12 protein-coding genes and 1 pseudogene are annotated in these 16850 nt (G+C 43.5%); 10 read left to right on the top strand and 3 right to left on the bottom strand.

From position 1 onward, the window contains the following. Positions 1–88 precede the first annotated feature (88 nt). The gene (locus DW835_RS11095; protein WP_118731119.1) at positions 89–3091 is read left to right on the top strand and encodes a DEAD/DEAH box helicase family protein; all 3003 of its coding nucleotides are present in this window, start codon (positions 89–91) and stop codon (positions 3089–3091) included. A 17-nt stretch (positions 3092–3108) separates the two neighbouring features. Next, positions 3109–4512, top strand: coding sequence for an ATP-binding protein (locus tag DW835_RS11090; RefSeq protein WP_118731118.1), 1404 nt, complete (start codon positions 3109–3111; stop codon positions 4510–4512). A gap of 196 nt (positions 4513–4708) precedes the next feature. Here DW835_RS11090 and DW835_RS11080 read toward each other — a convergent pair whose 3' ends face one another. Then, a complete protein-coding gene (locus DW835_RS11080; RefSeq protein WP_182430303.1) occupies positions 4709–5164 on the bottom strand; it encodes a hypothetical protein in 456 nt (151 codons plus the stop codon). A 299-nt stretch (positions 5165–5463) separates the two neighbouring features. Between DW835_RS11080 and DW835_RS11075 the strand changes: the two genes are divergently transcribed. The 4 genes and pseudogenes from DW835_RS11075 (at position 5464) to DW835_RS11060 (ending at position 7490) form a co-directional block, all read left to right on the top strand. Continuing rightward, complete coding sequence (locus tag DW835_RS11075) at positions 5464–6252, top strand: hypothetical protein (protein ID WP_118731116.1); 789 nt, start codon at positions 5464–5466, stop codon at positions 6250–6252. A 36-nt stretch (positions 6253–6288) separates the two neighbouring features. Beyond that, positions 6289–6771 carry an NUDIX domain-containing protein gene (locus DW835_RS11070; RefSeq protein WP_118731115.1) on the top strand — a complete coding sequence of 161 codons (483 nt, stop codon included), beginning with the start codon at positions 6289–6291 and terminating at the stop codon, positions 6769–6771. Between the two features lie 4 nt (positions 6772–6775). Then, a pseudogene (locus DW835_RS11065) lies at positions 6776–6922 on the top strand (ArsC/Spx/MgsR family protein); the annotation flags it as partial. 16 nt (positions 6923–6938) lie between these two features. Then, positions 6939–7490: a flavin reductase gene (locus DW835_RS11060; protein WP_022152807.1), complete on the top strand. Its 552-nt coding sequence runs from the start codon at positions 6939–6941 to the stop codon at positions 7488–7490. A 23-nt stretch (positions 7491–7513) separates the two neighbouring features. Here DW835_RS11060 and DW835_RS11055 read toward each other — a convergent pair whose 3' ends face one another. After that, positions 7514–9016, bottom strand: a complete 1503-nt coding sequence (locus tag DW835_RS11055; RefSeq protein WP_243037138.1) for a methyl-accepting chemotaxis protein — start codon at positions 9014–9016, stop codon at positions 7514–7516. Positions 9017–9216: 200 nt separating this feature from the next. On the opposite strand from DW835_RS11055, the gene feoB reads away from it, so the two are divergent. Beyond that, positions 9217–11556, top strand: coding sequence for a ferrous iron transport protein B (gene feoB / locus DW835_RS11050; RefSeq protein ID WP_118731114.1), 2340 nt, complete (start codon positions 9217–9219; stop codon positions 11554–11556). A gap of 123 nt (positions 11557–11679) precedes the next feature. Here the strand turns inward: feoB and DW835_RS11045 are convergent, their stop codons facing one another. After that, positions 11680–12555 carry a LysR family transcriptional regulator gene (locus DW835_RS11045; RefSeq protein ID WP_118731113.1) on the bottom strand — a complete coding sequence of 292 codons (876 nt, stop codon included), beginning with the start codon at positions 12553–12555 and terminating at the stop codon, positions 11680–11682. Between the two features lie 195 nt (positions 12556–12750). Between DW835_RS11045 and DW835_RS11040 the strand changes: the two genes are divergently transcribed. The 3 genes from DW835_RS11040 (at position 12751) to DW835_RS11030 (ending at position 16832) form a co-directional block, all read left to right on the top strand. Further along, positions 12751–14088 (top strand): sodium-dependent transporter, encoded by a 1338-nt coding sequence (locus tag DW835_RS11040; RefSeq protein WP_118731112.1) that lies wholly within the window; start codon positions 12751–12753, stop codon positions 14086–14088. Between the two features lie 181 nt (positions 14089–14269). Then, entirely contained in the window at positions 14270–15727 is a 1458-nt protein-coding gene (locus DW835_RS11035; protein WP_118538675.1) for an aldehyde dehydrogenase, read from the top strand. A gap of 160 nt (positions 15728–15887) precedes the next feature. Further along, entirely contained in the window at positions 15888–16832 is a 945-nt protein-coding gene (locus DW835_RS11030) for a hypothetical protein (protein ID WP_118731111.1), read from the top strand. Positions 16833–16850 lie beyond the last annotated feature (18 nt).

Here is a 16850-nt window from a genome sequence, read left to right as displayed (position 1 = left end):
AGTTTTAAAGTGCTTAAGTTTGATAACTACAGAATAACACTGGCAGAGGAGCTGTGATTTTAGGTATTGCAATGGGAGGTATGTCAAGATGCGTGATTCAATAGAGAACATATCACAACTTCAGAAAAAGTTGAATGACCTGCAGCTGGAAAATCAGATATTGAAAAATATATTGGACAAAGCAGGATTGTCATACCATAAGGAATTATCAAAATTACGACAAAGTGGTAGTAAAGAAGCTTTTGATCCAAAACAGGGTAAAAGAATCATTCATCCACAGGCAATAACAGAAAATATGGCAAATCAGTTTTTTAGTATGTTCTGGGGAAGACAGGATGTCTATGCAAAGCGTAGTGTTAATAAAGAAACAGGGAAGGCTGCATACTATCCACAGTGTAATAATTTCTGGACAAATGTGTGTCATAAGAAGATAAAGGATGGGATTAACTGTAAGAACTGCAAGAACCGTTCTTATAAAACAATAACGAAGAAAGATATATTAAATCATTTGCAGGGAAATGCATATAACGCATCGGACGTAATAGGCGTTTATCCTCTTCTTAGTAATGGAACATGTCGATTTATGGTATTTGACTTTGATAATCATGATAAGGATGCAGAAGAGAAAGACTTTGCAAATTCTGATGATACATGGGTGGAAGAAGTTGAGTCAATGAGGGAAATTTGTGTATTAAACGGAATAGAGCCGTTAGTAGAACGATCAAGATCTGGCAGAGGTGCACATGTATGGATATTCTTTGATAAGCCGATAGCTGCTTCATTTGTAAGAAAATTTGGATTTGCTCTGCTGGACAAGGGTGCGGAACAGATTAATTTAAAATCTTTTAAATACTATGATAGAATGTTGCCTGCACAGGATTCATTACCGGAGGATAGTGCTGTTGGCAATCTGATTGCACTGCCATTGCAGGGAAAAGCTTTGCAAGATGGGAACAGTGCATTTATTGATGGTAATTGGAATGCATATCCTAATCAATGGGAAACTTTATTTAATAAACCAAGATTATCGCAGGAATTTTTGGAAGAGAAAATAAAAGAATGGTCAAATACTATTGATGATATTGCAGCAAATGCTGCAGAAAGTGACAGGGAAAAACCATGGAACAGAATGCAGCATTTTAATAAGAATGATGTAGAAGGAAAATTACATATTATCTTGGCGAACGGAATATATGTAGATAATACGAATTTAAATGCGGCTATGCAGAATAGAATCCGGAGAATGGCAGCATTCAGTAATCCGGTTTTCTATAAGAATCAGGCAATAGGAACATCAAATTATGATACAGCAAGATGGATTTATCTCGGGAAAGATCATCTGAGCGGATATATACAAATACCACGAGGACTGCAGGACGAACTTTGGGAAAATATAAAACAGGCAGATATTGATTACGAAATGGAAGATGAGCGCCAGCAGGGAAGAAAAATTAATGTGGATTTTAAAGGTGAATTGCGTCCCGAACAGGATAAGGCATTAAAAGAACTGATCAGGTATGATAATGGAATACTTCATGCAGCAACAGCATTTGGCAAAACAGTGGTCAGTAGTGCAATAATTGCACAAAAGAAAATAAATACATTGATTATTCTTGAATCTTCTGCACTTATAGAGCAGTGGAAAGAGGCGTTGGAAAAATTCTTAAATATCAATGAGGGACTTCCAACTTATGAGACTAAGACAGGAAGAGTAAGGAAAAGAAAAAGCCTGATTGGAACATTACAGGGAGCACATGATTCAATGACAGGAATCATAGACATTGCAATGGCAGGTTCATTGTGCAAAAAGGGTAAGTATCATAAGATGATGAATGAATATGGACTCGTGTTGATTGATGAGTGCCATCATTCTGCTTCAGAAACAATAGCCAATGTTTTAAAAGAAGTGAAAGCAAAGTATGTATATGGTGTGACAGCAACTCCCAAAAGAGGAGATGGACTGGAAAAAATCAACTATATGCTTATCGGACCTATAAGATATAGCTATACGGCCAAGGAAAAAGCAAAGGAGCAGGGAATACAGCATCTTGTGTACCCGCGTTTTACCAGGACTGTACCGCCGAGAGGTGTAATTACCGATAAGATGCATCCAAATGAAGCATATGAGATTATTCATAATAATGATGTCAGGGATGAGCAGATTATTGAGGATGTGAAGAATTGCGTAGCAGCAGGCCGGACACCGGTTGTTTTGTCACGATACAAGGATCATTCTGAAAAATTCTATGAGCGGTTAAAAGGCTATGCAGATCATGTATTTCTTATGACAGGTAACAACTCTAAGAAAGAACACAGGAAGATTCTTGAGCAGATGCATCAGGTTGATAAGAATGAATCACTTATACTGATAGCTACAGGTTCTCTTGTAGGAGAAGGTTTTGATTTTCCAAGACTGGATACACTTTTTATGGCAACACCTGTATCATTTCGCGGTGTAGTGGAACAGTATGCAGGAAGATTGAATCGTGATTATGCAGGTAAAGAAAATGTGATAATATATGATTATGTGGATAATCATATTCCAATGTTTAATAATATGTATATGAAGCGGCTGAAAGCATATAAACAGATTGGATATGAGTTTGGCGATGGTTTGCAAACTGTTAAACAGACGGTTAATGCAATATATGATGGAAATAATTATAGTGAAAATTATCATAAAGATTTGTTTGATTCTAATAAGAATATAATTATTTCCAGCCCCGTAATCAGCGGATCAAAAGTTTATGAGTTAATCAATATGCTAAAGGAAAAACAGATGTCAGGAGTTCAGGTCACAATAGTCACGTGGACTCCAGATTCCTATGGATTTGGTGATGCTGCATACTGGATGCAGTTACATGAAGATATGCGTAGAGCTGGGTTTTATATTAGAACAGTAGAAGAATATTGTGATCGATTTGCTGTTATTGATCAGGAAGTAGTCTGGTATGGAAATATTAATCTGCTGGCGAAAGATAAGGTTGATGATAGTATTATGAGAGTAAGGAGTAAAGGGATAGCAGGTGAATTGATGGAGATTACATTTAGAAATAATGATGGCAAGGCCCCAGAAGATTATGAGAATTAATAAAAGGAAGTGAATTTATGAACATAAAGCAGCTAATCGGCGAAGCCACAGATTACGATAAAAAGGTTGCACTTGAGATAAAGAAACCTAAAAGCTGGTGCAAGAGCATCAGTGCATTTGCAAATTGCTATGGTGGTAAGCTGGTATTTGGTGTGGCAAACGATGATGCGTTGGTTGGTCTTTCGGATGCTGAAGGAGATGCAGAGAAAATTAGTGAGATAATTAAAACACATCTTAATCCAATACCAGAGTTTAAGCTTTCATTTGAAAAAGATAAAGACAAGACGTTTGTTATTGTAGAAGTTATGAAAGGACAGCAGACACCATACTATTATGAAGGCGATGGACAACTTATTGCGTTTATGCGTATTGGAAATGAAAGTGTTCCGGCAACACCTTCACAGTTAAGAGAGTTGGTGCTTCGCGGAAGTGGTGAAAGCTACGATAGCTTGAAATCAAGATATGATTTTAATAATATGTCTTTTACAAAATTAAAATCAGTATATAAACAGAGAACAGGAAATACCTTTGAAGATACAGATTATGAATCATTTGGTCTGGTTGATGAAAAAGGCAATCTGACGAATGCAGGGGCACTTCTGGCAGATGAATCTCCGGTTCGTCATTCCAGATTATTTTGTACAAGATGGAATGGCCTTACGAAGGCATCTGGAATTGTAGATGCACTTGATGATAAGGAATATACGGGAAGTCTTGTCACACTATTGCAGGCAGGAACAGATTTTGTCAGAAATAATTCCAAGAAAGCATGGCGTAAGGTAGGTGACGGCAGAATTGAAATGCCTGATTATCCGGATCGTGCAGTACTGGAAGGTGTAGTAAATGCATTGATTCATAGAAATTATATGGAGATAGGCAGCGAAGTCCATATAGATATGTTTGATGACAGAATTGAAATATATTCACCGGGTGGACTGGTAAGCGGAATATCTTTAGAGGGAAAAGATTTATTGAAAATTCCATCAAAGCGAAGAAATCCGATATTAGCTGATATATTCAGTCGTTTGAAATACATGGAGCGTAGAGGTAGTGGGTTTAAGAAAATATTGGCAGACTACGAGGGACAAGTTGAATTTAATGAGACTAAGATGCCAGTCTTTGATGCAGATAATGATGATTTTACATTGACTTTGTATAATCTGAATTATGGCACTAATTATGCAACACAGGTGAAGCAAAATGGTACTCAAGGTGATACCCAAGATGATACTCAAGGTGATACCCAAGATGATACTCAAGAAAAAATAATAAAAATGATAGAGGAAAATCCACGAGTATCAACATCTGATATGGCAAAAAGATTGGGAATTGGCATTGCAACAGTAAAGCGTAAAATTAAGAAAATGCCGAATATATCATATGTGGGAAGTGGTTACAGTGGTCACTGGGAAATCAAATAGGTTTTTGAAAATAATGAATCCGCTTATTATTGCTATAAGGCAATAGGCTTTGAAGATGTACCTCAGGATGAAATAGAAGAGTATAATGTAATGGGGGAAGAATGGGATTGCCTCGAATTGGAAATAAAACTATAAGGTTAATATACCCCAGGGGATATGAGATAATATCTCCTGGGGTATACTTATAAATGACTAATTATTTATACCATTTCATCAATATTGCTTCATAGCAAATATCCAGCACATTATCATTTTGATCCATACTGAAGGATAAATTGAAAAAGACTTCCGGGTAGCGCTCATCAATATAGCAATAGCACAAATTATACTGGCTTTCCAAACCATCATGATTATAGGCCTTAGATCTATATACAACCTCGTTTCGGGGCTCTCCATAAGCAGCAATTACCTGTTTTCTGGAATCGCCTAACTTTATACCACGTGAGGTCGCCGTGTCTGATGACATTTGATCGGGGTATTCAGTATATGCCGTACAATTTGTAGTCATAATAGAAATACGTTCTACATCTTCATAGCCGTTTCCGGCTCCATATAAGTCTACGTAATTGCTATATCCAAATCCATTAACGTTAAAATCCTCATAAGAGAGAGGCAAAATGGTGCTATTCTCCGTGCTTCCTGATACTTCCACCGGTGCCGGAGTTTCTGTGGAATCTTCCGTTATCACTTCTGTGGTTTCAGTGCGTTCGGTTTCTGCGTTCGTTTCACTCTGCCCGGCATCCGGTGCTTAACGTTGCTTCGCAACTATTATGATCAAATTGTAGCAGAAAATGGAGATATGGCAACTGGATTTTTCTAAGATATTTCCCATGCATGAAGTATCAAGAGTTGTAATCAGTACATTCTTAGGATTTAGATGAAAAATAGGATTTACTATGATATGATTAGTTAAGAATTATATTTAATACGAAAGAGAAATGACACATTATTATGGAATTTTTCAGTTTGTTTTCAACAGTATTTTTTAATATAGCAATTACCTTTGGCCTGTTATTACTTATATACTTGTTTTTCTCTTCCGGCATTAGAGCACGTAAGGACCTGAAACCGGTTAAGTACATTTCCTACAAAAAGGATCATTTTCAGGAGAATTTTGAATTTACCTGTGAGTTTTGCGGATCCAAGGTATCTTCTGCGGATGAAAAATGTCCAACCTGTGGCGGTAATTTTGGAAAGAACAAGGAGTATCAGTTAAAGAAACGGGCCATGCATCAAAGGTATTTAGAGTATATGAAATCCCAGGAAGAGGCCATTACACAGGAAACGGAATATATAAGTACTACAATGCAGGCAATTCAAAAATATAAGCTGATACGTCATAAATACTACAATTTTGAAATCGGCGAGCCTCCGGTTTATAAACCTGCAAGTGATTATGAATTTACCTGTGAATGCTGTGATAATAAGATAAGGGGAAAAAGCACAGACGAAAAGGGGTGTAGTAATTGTGGGGCTTCTTATAAAGAAAACCTGGAATTATTGGTACACGAAGAGGAAGACCGTCTGGAAAAACGCCATTATGACGAATATATGAAACTGAAGGATCTGGAGTGGGAGCAGAATATCAGGAATGAGCGAAGAGATGCAAACATTGATGAAAAGTATGGGACACCTATCCGATTTATGGAGAAAAATGCAAAGGTTATTGCGCTGGCCATTTTGCTTGGGCTTATGATGATTTCCGTGGGAATAACAGTTTTGATTTTAAAGTTTAGGTAAAACAGGATGAGTATATCTGACGTGAAGGGAGATCACATGGACATTCTATTTAAAAACGATGATTTTGTATTTTCCTACAGGGTTGGCGGTATATTGATCCATAATGAAAAGATTCTGTTGCAACGTCCGAAAAATGATGACTATGCTATCATCGGCGGGCATGTTGCTGCTATGGAGACCAGCATGGAAACGCTGAAACGGGAGTTTGAAGAAGAACTTCACGCTGAGATAGAGGTAGATAATCTGCTGGCTATAGGCGAAATTTATTTTCCATGGGGAAAGAGACCCTGCCACCAGATCTGCTTATATTATAATGTTCATTTACTGGACGATAGTATTCCTATGGATGGGGTGTTTCATGGATATGATGAATTGGATCATGAGAGAATCAATCTGGATTTCTGCTGGATTCCGCTGGAGGAACTAAGGAAGGACACGAAGGTATATCCATTGGAACTGATACCTTACATACTTGAGCAGAGAAAAGAAACGGTACATTTTGTTTCAAGGCAGATTTAATTGAGAGGGCAAGCTTCCGAACATGACGGAAGAGGAACAACTTCGGCTGCTGGCCACGGACGGAATGCTGGTAAAGCGGCCGTTTGTCGTGGACGGGGATCTGGTGTTGACCGGATTCCGGGAAGCAGAATGGAAGGAAAAATTAATTTAGTACAGGGAGGACGAATATGAGTAGAGTAAATTTTGGAGCAAAGCCGGTAATGTATCCCATGCCGGTGCTGATCATTGCAACTTATGACGAAAATGGAGTACCCGATGCCATGAACGCAGCATGGGGAATCATTACGGACATGAATGAGATCTCCATCAGTATGTCAGAGCATAAGACCACGGAGAATCTGGCAAAGACCGGAGCATTTACCGTAAGTATCGGAACCGAAGATACCGTGGTAGCCTGCGACTATGTGGGCGTGGAATCTGCGAAGAAAGTACCTGATAAATTCTCAAAGTCCGGTTTCCATGCAGCCAAGAGTGATTTTGTCAATGCACCGCTGATCGATGAACTTCCCATGGCGCTGGAATGTAAGGTGAAAAGTTTTGAAGACGGCATTCTGGTGGGCGATATCGTCAACGTCAATGCGGACGAAAGCATCCTGACGGATGGCAAGATCGATCCGAAGAAATTGAAGCCAATCAGCTATGATCCTGTGAATAATACTTATCTTGCAATGGGAGATAAAGTAGGAAATGCTTTTAAAGACGGCTTGAAATTGAAATAGTAGGAGCAAAGAACGCAGGAGGTTTAACCCTCCTGCGTTCCCATCTCATCGGTGGTAGAGCGGATATGTTCTACTGCTGTTTTTACTTGTTCTGCGCAATCCAGGTTGTTCTGGCTCATGGTGTGCACCTGTTCGGCATTAGCTGTGACTTCTTCGGTTACAGCGGACAGATGGGAGATGTTTTCCATAATCTTATTATTGGATTCTGACAAGCCCAGAATGTGGTGATTTACTTCTTCTACCTGGGAAGCCAGTGCTTCCATATTTTTGTTCAGCTGTTCGAAAGTCTCGGAAGCAGCCAGGATCTTTTCGCCCTGCTGTTCGGTAGCTTCGATGGAACCGTTGATAGTGTTGACTACCATGTTGGCATTGGTATTCAGATCGCTGGTAATCTTGGTGATCTCTTCCGTAAAGCTCTTGGTCTGCTCTGCGAGCTGACGGATCTGCTGCGCTACAACGGCGAAACCGCGTCCGGCTTCACCGGCACGGGCACTTTCGATGGAAGCGTTCAGGGCTAAAAGATTTGTCTGACCGGAGATTGCCATGATGCTTCCGGCGATAGTTTCCACCTCTTTTGTCTTTTCCTGTAATTTTGCCATGGCGTCGGTGACGGAATGGTTGGTATCCTTGATCATGGCGGACTGCTGTTTTAAGGATTCCATAGCAGCCATATTCTTACGGATGCTTTCGTTAGAATCCTCAGCAATCTGAACCATCTGCTCGGAGATATGACTGGTCTGCTCGATAGCATTCTGAATCGTACCGGTCATCTGACTCTGCTCTTCGATGCTGGTGGCAGTCATATTGGTGGCATCGGAGATCTCCTGCATGCTGTTGGCTACAGATTCTGTAGTTTGTACCAGCTGGTTCATAAGATCTGTGGTTTTGGTGGTCTCCTGATGTACGGTCTGGGATACGTCCAGAATATTATCCAGTACTTCTTTTACATGGTTATGTTCTTCCCGGGAAGAACCGATGGCGTCATTGTTAAATAATATAGCAATTTTACCGGTTCCCAGAATAATGATCCCAATCAGGAATACCAGCAGGGTAGAGCAGACGGCATTCACATCCTGACCGTAGATTCCCTTCGTAGCCTGAACGATCATGACGATCAGGTAGAGCACGAATAATCCCAAAGCGGTTTTCTTCAGAGATTTTTTCTCATAATAAGGAATCTGTAATATGAAAATGGCGATCAGCGCATAGTGAATGAAACTTGCATCTGTCTGTAAACCAACCAACAGATACTCAATGCCGATCTCGATGGTAGCGAAGACTTTTAATAGTCGTGTCGCCTTATTTCGAAGGTGTGTCACGACATTTACCACACAGAAAACAGCGATCAGAATGGTATTTGCGTATGTAACAATGGGCGCAATGTTGTGATTTATCAGTTTTAACCACAGATAAAACAGGAAAACAATCGCCAAAAACGAAGAAGCGATAATATAGAACCGGTTCATTCTGATATTGCGTTCCGAAGTATCCGTATAACGATATTTATTATTTTCTTTCATATTCATAAGTTCCCTCCCTTTTCTATTGATACTATTTTAAGTGTAACTTCTTTCATCAATTTTTTCTACATTTTTGTTCCATTTTTTTAAAAAATATGGAAATAAAAAACAAATTGATACTGATTTTCAATACCAAATGCGCTATAATACTTCTGTTACAACACAGAACATTAAAATGTTGAGATACGAAAGGATACAGAAGTGTTATGACACTGAAAGAATTGGAAATCGGCAAAAGCGCCGTGATCGAAACCGTCGGTGGTTCCGGAGAACTCAGACAGCATTTCCTGGATATGGGTATGATCCCGGGAGCAGAGGTGACGGTGGTAAAGCTGGCTCCGATGGGGGATCCCATGGAATTGCAGGTGCACGGCTATGAACTTACGTTGCGTTTGGCGGAAGCGGATCAGATCGAGATCGCACCTATATCGAAGAGAACAAGAGAACATAAAGGGCTGGACCGGGTGACGGATGCGGAGCACCCGGGATTAGGTGAGGATGGAAAATACCATTCGAAAAAAGACGAGAATCCTCTGCCGGAGGGAACGACACTTACGTTCGCCCTGGCGGGAAATCAGAACTGCGGCAAGACGACACTGTTCAATCAGCTCACCGGTTCGAATCAGCATGTGGGAAATTTTCCCGGAGTTACCGTAGACCGTAAGGACGGTTCCATCAAGGGGTATCCGGATACTTTGGTGACAGATCTGCCCGGTATTTATTCCATGTCCCCTTATAGTAGTGAAGAGATCGTATCCCGTAATTTTATCCTGTATGAGAAACCCAGAGCTATCATTAATATCGTGGATGCCACGAATATCGAGCGTAATCTGTATCTGACCATGCAGTTGTTGGAAATGAACATTCCCATGGTCGTAGCCCTGAACATGATGGATGAAGTCACCGGCAATCACGGCTCCATCGATGTGAATGCCATGGAGGCGTTCCTGGGAGTTCCCGTAATCCCCATTTCCGCTGCGAAAAACGAAGGCGTGGATGAACTGATCCGTCATGCAGTCCATGTGGCAAAATATCAGGAACGGCCGTTGCGGCAGGATTTCTGCGATAAAAACGATCATGATGGTTCCGTACACCGTTGCATCCATGCGGTATGCCATCTGATTGAGGATCATGCGGAGACTGCAAAGCTGCCCCTGCGTTTCGCAGCCAACAAAGCCATTGAAGGAGACCATCTGATCCTGGAGAAGCTGCAGCTGGATGAAAATGAAAAAGAAATGCTGGAGCATATTGTCTGCCAGATGGAGACAGAGCGTGGTGTGGACCGGAGTGCGGCTATCGCGGACATGCGGTTTGATTTTATCGAGAGATTATGTGAACAGACAGTAGTAAAACCCAAAGAAAGTAAGGAACGGATTCGCAGTGAGAAGATCGATCGGATCCTTACCGGAAAATATACGGCAATCCCTTGTTTTATTGTGATCATGATATTGGTGTTTTATTTGACATTTAATGTGATCGGAGCCTGGCTGCAAGGGCTTTTGGAACTGGGAATCGGCAGACTGACAGAACTTGCGGATGCAGCCATGACAGCGGCCCATGTCAACAGTGCAGTACAAAGTCTTGTGATCGACGGTATTTTTACCGGGGTGGGCAGCGTATTGAGTTTCCTGCCTATTGTGGTGACCTTGTTTTTCTTCCTTTCACTTATGGAAGACAGCGGTTATATCGCCCGTGTGGCATTCGTGATGGATAAGTTGCTTCGAAAGATCGGTCTGTCCGGACGAAGCATTGTGCCGATGCTGATTGGGTTCGGATGTACGGTACCGGCAGTCATGGCAACGCGGACGCTGACCAGTGAGAGAGATCGTAAAATGACGATTTTGCTCACTCCGTTTATGAGCTGTTCTGCGAAACTGCCAATTTATTCCTTTTTTGTGAGCGTATTTTTCCCGGGAAAGGGTGGACTGATCATGTCAGCCCTGTATCTGCTGGGGATCGTGATTGGTATTCTGGTTGCATTTTTATATCGTGGAACTTTGTTCAAAGGCGAGCCAGTGCCGTTCGTAATGGAACTGCCTAATTATCGTCTGCCCGGAGCGAAAAATGTAGGACAGTTGTTGTGGGAAAAGGCGAAAGATTTTTTACAGAAGGCATTTACTGTGATCTTCATTGCAACGATTGTAGTATGGTTTTTACAGAGTTTTGATCTGAAACTGAATCTGGTAGAGAATTCAGCCAACAGTATGCTGGCAATGCTATCAGGTCTGTTGGTTCCGGTGTTCCGGCCACTGGGATTGGGAGACTGGCGGATCTGTACCTCTCTGATCAGTGGATTCATGGCAAAAGAAAGTGTGGTAGCAACCCTGGAAGTATTGTTCGGCAGCGGCATTGCCACGGTACTTACCCCGTTGACAGCCGCTACATTACTGGTATTCAGCCTGTTGTATACTCCCTGTGTGGCAGCCATCGCTTCTGTCCGCAGAGAACTGGGTGGAAAATGGGCCATTGCCGTGGTACTCTGGCAGTGTTTTGTGGCATGGGTGGCAGCCTTTTTAGTACATGGAATCGGAATGCTTCTGGGATGAAGATTCCTCGATAAGCGAATATTGGATAGAAGTGTGGGAGTGCGCAGCACGAAACAATTCGTAGGAATTAAAGGTGGGACTTTTGCCCCTGACATTCATATATAATAGAAAACCTGCAGGGGATTATTCCTCCTGCAGGTATTTTATTACGCATTTCAATTCCGGCGAGATCCATTTGTTCCTATGATATAAAAGCTGCCGCCAGATATCCGGATGAATCTCTGTCATGGGGAGACTGACGAGATTTCCGTTTGTCAGATCTTCCGCTATCACGAACTCCGGCAGATAGGAGATGCCGAGGTCCTGACACAGAAGATTGCGGATCAGCTGGGTATCACCCACTTCCATGATGGGCACTGTCTCCTTACCGTTTTGGGAGAGCAGATCATCCAGAGCAGCCCGGTAACTCATGTTTTTCTCTGTGAGGATCAGCGGATATTGCAGAATCTGTTCCAGGGTGATCTGCGTCTGTCTGGCTAAGGGGTGACCGGCACCGGTGACGAAGTGAATATCTACCGGAGCTTCGAAAGCGGTCACATAATTGTGATTAAAAATACGGCGGTCCAGTGTGTATACAATGTCCACCTGATTCTGTCCCAGCATCTGGAACATTTCGTCAGTGCTGGTAGCGATGATCTTCAACCGGATTCCGGGATATTTTTCATGAAAATCTTTAAAACGGCTGTGAAATTCCCAGCTGGCTAGGGACTCTGCAATGGCGATCCGCACCAGACCCTCCGGGGCGGTATTACCGCTGATGTGAGTGGCTTCCGCGGCGAGACGCAGGATCTGCTGGGCCAGGGGTAACAGCTTTTCCCCTTCGTTAGTCAGGGTTACGGTATGCCCGATCCGTTCAAACAGAGGGATGGACAGCTCCTTTTCCAATTGTTTGATCTGAAAGGATACGGTGGACTGGGTATAACCCAGACGTCCGGCCGCCAGCGTAAAGCTCTTCAGTTCGTTCACCATAACAAAGGTTTCCAGATTTTTGACATCCATAAAATAATTGCACCTTCTCGATTGAGTTATTCGATCAATATGATAAAAATAATTCGTTTTTCAAATATTTATGAAAATTATATAATGAGAAAATAGGGCTGTCAATGTGAAAAGATGGCGAAAATATGGGAAAACAGCAAAAATATATGCCGTATCCCGTGTTTAGAATAAGTAGTTTTGGGAAGGATCAGAGGTATGGAAAAAAGAGAAAGACTGGGAAGCCGTTTGGGATTTATCATGCTGTCGGCAGGGTGTGCCATTGGCTGCGGAAATGTGTGGAAGTTCCCCTGGATGTGCGGACAGAATGGTGGAGGCAGCTTTATGCTGATCTATGTGATCTGCCTGATCGTGCTGGGCCTGCCTGCTATGATCATGGAGTTTTCCGTGGGACGCGCAGCGCAGACGAGTCCGCTTTATATGTACCGGAAATTATCCGGCGGCAGGGGAAAATGGAATCTGTGGGGCATCGTCTGCCTCATCGGAAACATTGCGCTGATCGCTTTCTATGCGGTGGTGTCCGGATGGATCCTCTATTATTTTGTAAAATTTCTGACAGGGCAGAATCAGGATTTCGGATTTGAAAAAATGATCACGACGCCCTCGGTGAATGTGACATATCTGTTGTTCACCTTACTGATCGCTTTTGTCATTTTAAGCTTCCATCTGCAGGGTGGGCTGGAACGTATTACCAAATATATGATGTCAGCCTTGATCGTGCTGATGTTGGTGCTGGCGGTGCACAGCTTTACACTTCCGGGAGCAGGAGAGGGATTGAGCTTCTATCTGATCCCTCATTTTTCCAAAATCACCGGTTCTGTGGTGGTGGGCGCCATGAATCAGGCATTTTTCACCTTGTCCGTGGGAATGGGCGGTATGGCGATCTTCGGAAGTTATATCGGCAAGGACCGTTCTCTCATGGGGGAGTCTATCCATATTATTATCCTGGATACACTGGTGGCAGTGATTGCCGGTATCATTATATTTCCGGCATGCTTCACTTATGATGTGGAAGTGACGGCGGGGCCCAGTCTTCTGTTCGATACTATGGCAACCGTATTTAACCACATGGCAGGAGGCAGATGGTGGGGAACCTTATTTTTCCTGTTCATGGTGTTCGCAGCCATGTCCACAGTGCTGGGTGTATGTGAAAATATTCTGGCCATGGTCCGGGAACTGACCGGATGGTCCAGACCGGTAGGATGTATCGTCTGCGGTGTGGGAACGTTTCTGTTGGCATTGACAACGGCGTTGGGCTTCAGCGTGATCCATTTTCAGCCCTTTGCGGCGGGAACGACCTGGTTGGACTTCTGGGATTTCCTGGTGTCCAACAATATCATGCCCATAGGTTCGATCCTGCTGGCAGTATTTTGCTGTTATAAGGTCGGCTGGGGCTGGGACAAATTCCTGGAGGAAGCCAACGAGGGAAAAGGATTGAAAGTGCAGCATTGGATGAAGCCGGTGTTCAAGTATTTTGTTCCGGCGGCGGTGTTGTTCATTTATGTGTACGGAATAGTGAATTTTGCGTGGAAATAGGAGAAATGAGATCAAGATAGGAAGAGACAAACGACGGTGGGGTGAGAACTCTGCCGTTTTTGTGTATAGGATGAGCAGGGAAGCGGTTGCACCGAGACTCAAAATTGGGTAGTATGTAATTATTCAGAGGTGGTTTTGTGAATAGTTATGGCAGTATAAAGAATAGAAGCAGGAGACATCTATGACAGAGCAGGAGATCCGGACGATATTGAACAGACAAAGAGAATATTTTGCTACGGGAGCCACACTTTCCCGGAAATTTCGGGCAGAACAGCTGGGAAAATTAAAGGCCTCCCTGCAGCGCCATGAAGAGGAACTGAATGCTGCACTGCAACAGGATCTGGGAAAAAGCCGGATGGAGAGCTATATGTGCGAGATCGGACTGACGCTCTCGGAGCTGACCTGGATGCAGAAACATCTGCGGGGGCTGATGCAGGAAAAGAGAGTGCCGACACCGCTGTCACAGTTCGCAGCGATAAGCTTTCGCTCTCCGTCACCCTATGGCACCGTGCTGATCATGAGCCCCTGGAATTACCCGGTGTTACTGACGCTGGATCCGCTGATCGATGCCATAGCTGCCGGAAATACGGCGGTGGTGAAGCCCAGTGCATATGCTCCGGCGACGGCAGCTGTGCTGAAAAATATTCTGGAAGAATGTTTTCCGATAGAATACGTGGCTGTGATCACCGGCGGCAGAACGGAGAATCAGGCATTATTGCAGCAGCGGTTTGATATGATATTTTTCACCGGAGGCAAGACCGTGGGACGGGAGGTGCTTAGAAGCGCTGCGGAATATTTGACCCCGGTGACGCTGGAGCTGGGCGGGAAAAGTCCCTGCATCGTGGATGCTACGGCGAAGCTTCCGTTGGCGGCGAGGAGGATCGTATTCGGAAAATATCTAAACTGCGGGCAGACCTGTGTGGCACCAGATTATGTGTTGTGTGATGTTAGGATCCGCGACCGATTGGTGGAAGCTATCCGGGCGGAGATCTCGAGACAGTTTGGTGCGGATCCCCTGCAAAATCCGGATTATGGAAAAATCATCAACGAAAAGCATTTTCACAGACTGCTGGGGCTGATGGATGCGGAAAAGACCGTCTGCGGCGGGCAGTATGACGAAAAGACTTTGCGGATTGCTCCCACAGTGATGACGGATGTGACCTGGGAAGATGCCGTGATGGGAGAAGAAATCTTCGGACCGATCCTGCCGGTGCTGACGTATAATGCACATGATGCAGAGAAAGGTGTTGCACAAAATGATTTTTGCAGGGATGCTTCCGGGACGCATGCAGCCACGGGAGACTTTGTGGATTGGGCGATCCGCTGTGTGGAGGAACATCCTCATCCGCTGGCACTGTATTTCTTCAGTGAAGATAAAAAAGCCCAGAGACGGATCTTGGATCACTGCCATTTTGGCGGCGGTTGCATCAACGACACCATCATCCACCTAGCCACCAGCGCCATGCCCTTCGGCGGCGTGGGCGAGAGCGGCATGGGCGGCTACCATGGACGCGCCGGATTCGAGACTTTCAGCCATTATAGAAGTATTGTGGATAAAAAGACATGGACGGATCTGCCGATACGGTACCAGAGGTATGATGAGATGAAAGAGAAGATGTTACGGAGATTTTTGAAGTAACGTCATCCTAAAATAGAAGTTATGTCCTGAAAAGTGTAAGATAACATTGGATTACGTCCTGAAAAGTGTAGCGTATAGTTCATATTACGTCCTGAAAAATGTAATGGCAGGGTATTTGTGGGAAATAATATCGAAATCGAGAAGGAAAGAAGGTAATCACATGAACTTTAACAAACAAAAATGCATTACGGCAGTGATTTTGCTGTTGGTCGCTATTCTATCCATAACCGTTATCGGAAAATACGCCTCCGCCCCGGAAAATCACCAGAAAACCATAGCCTCTCTGGATGAGAAAAAACAGACGGTCATGGAGCTGACGGCGGCATCCACGGTGACTTCGGCGCTGATCACCCTGCTTCCGGGAGACACGGCAACGCCCATTGCGGAGAAAATGGCGGATGTCAGCGGGTATCTGCTGGTGGTTCTCTGCGCCATTTATCTTGAAAAATATCTAGTGACGATTACCGGATATGTGGCATTTACCTACCTGATTCCGATTGCCTGTGGCTTGTGGATATTCAACCTGATTTTTGCAAATGCCACCTTGCGAAAACTGGCAACAAAACTGGTGGTGTTTGGCTTGGCAATCTCCTTCGTGGTTCCGGCCAGTGTAAAGATTTCTGACATTATCGGAGACACCTATCAGGCCCAGATCGAAGCTACCATTGAGGATGCCAGGAACACACAGAATATACTGGAAAACAGTGGCGTGGCGGATGATGACGATGACACTAATGCGACGGAAACACCTGGAATCGGAACAACAGAAGTTCCTGGAACTGTTACAGGTAACGTGCAGGAGAAGGAAAGCAATAACTCAGGATCTGTCTCAAACATTTTCGACTGGGCAAAAGACGCTATTTCCGGCGCTAAAGATTCAGTGACAAATGTTGTGGAAAACGTGACGGTTTCTACCGAAGAACTGGTGCAGAAAGTGGAGAATTCCTTAAATCATTTTATTGAGGCAGTGGCTGTGATGATCATTACTTCCTGCGTGATCCCGATGCTGGTGCTGTTACTGTTCTTCTGGATGGTGAAGATTGTGTTGGATGTGGACCTGAGTGGAGCGAAGATCAAGGGGATGCTGCCGGAGCGGAGGGAATAGATTGTAGAAAAGAGGGGA

It is taken from the genome of Clostridium sp. AM34-9AC (assembly GCF_003480225.1).
Taxonomy (GTDB): domain Bacteria; phylum Bacillota; class Clostridia; order Lachnospirales; family Lachnospiraceae; genus Acetatifactor; species Acetatifactor acetigignens.
The sequence above is the reverse complement of the archived record's forward strand: the minus strand, read 5'-3'. Positions and strand labels throughout refer to the sequence as shown.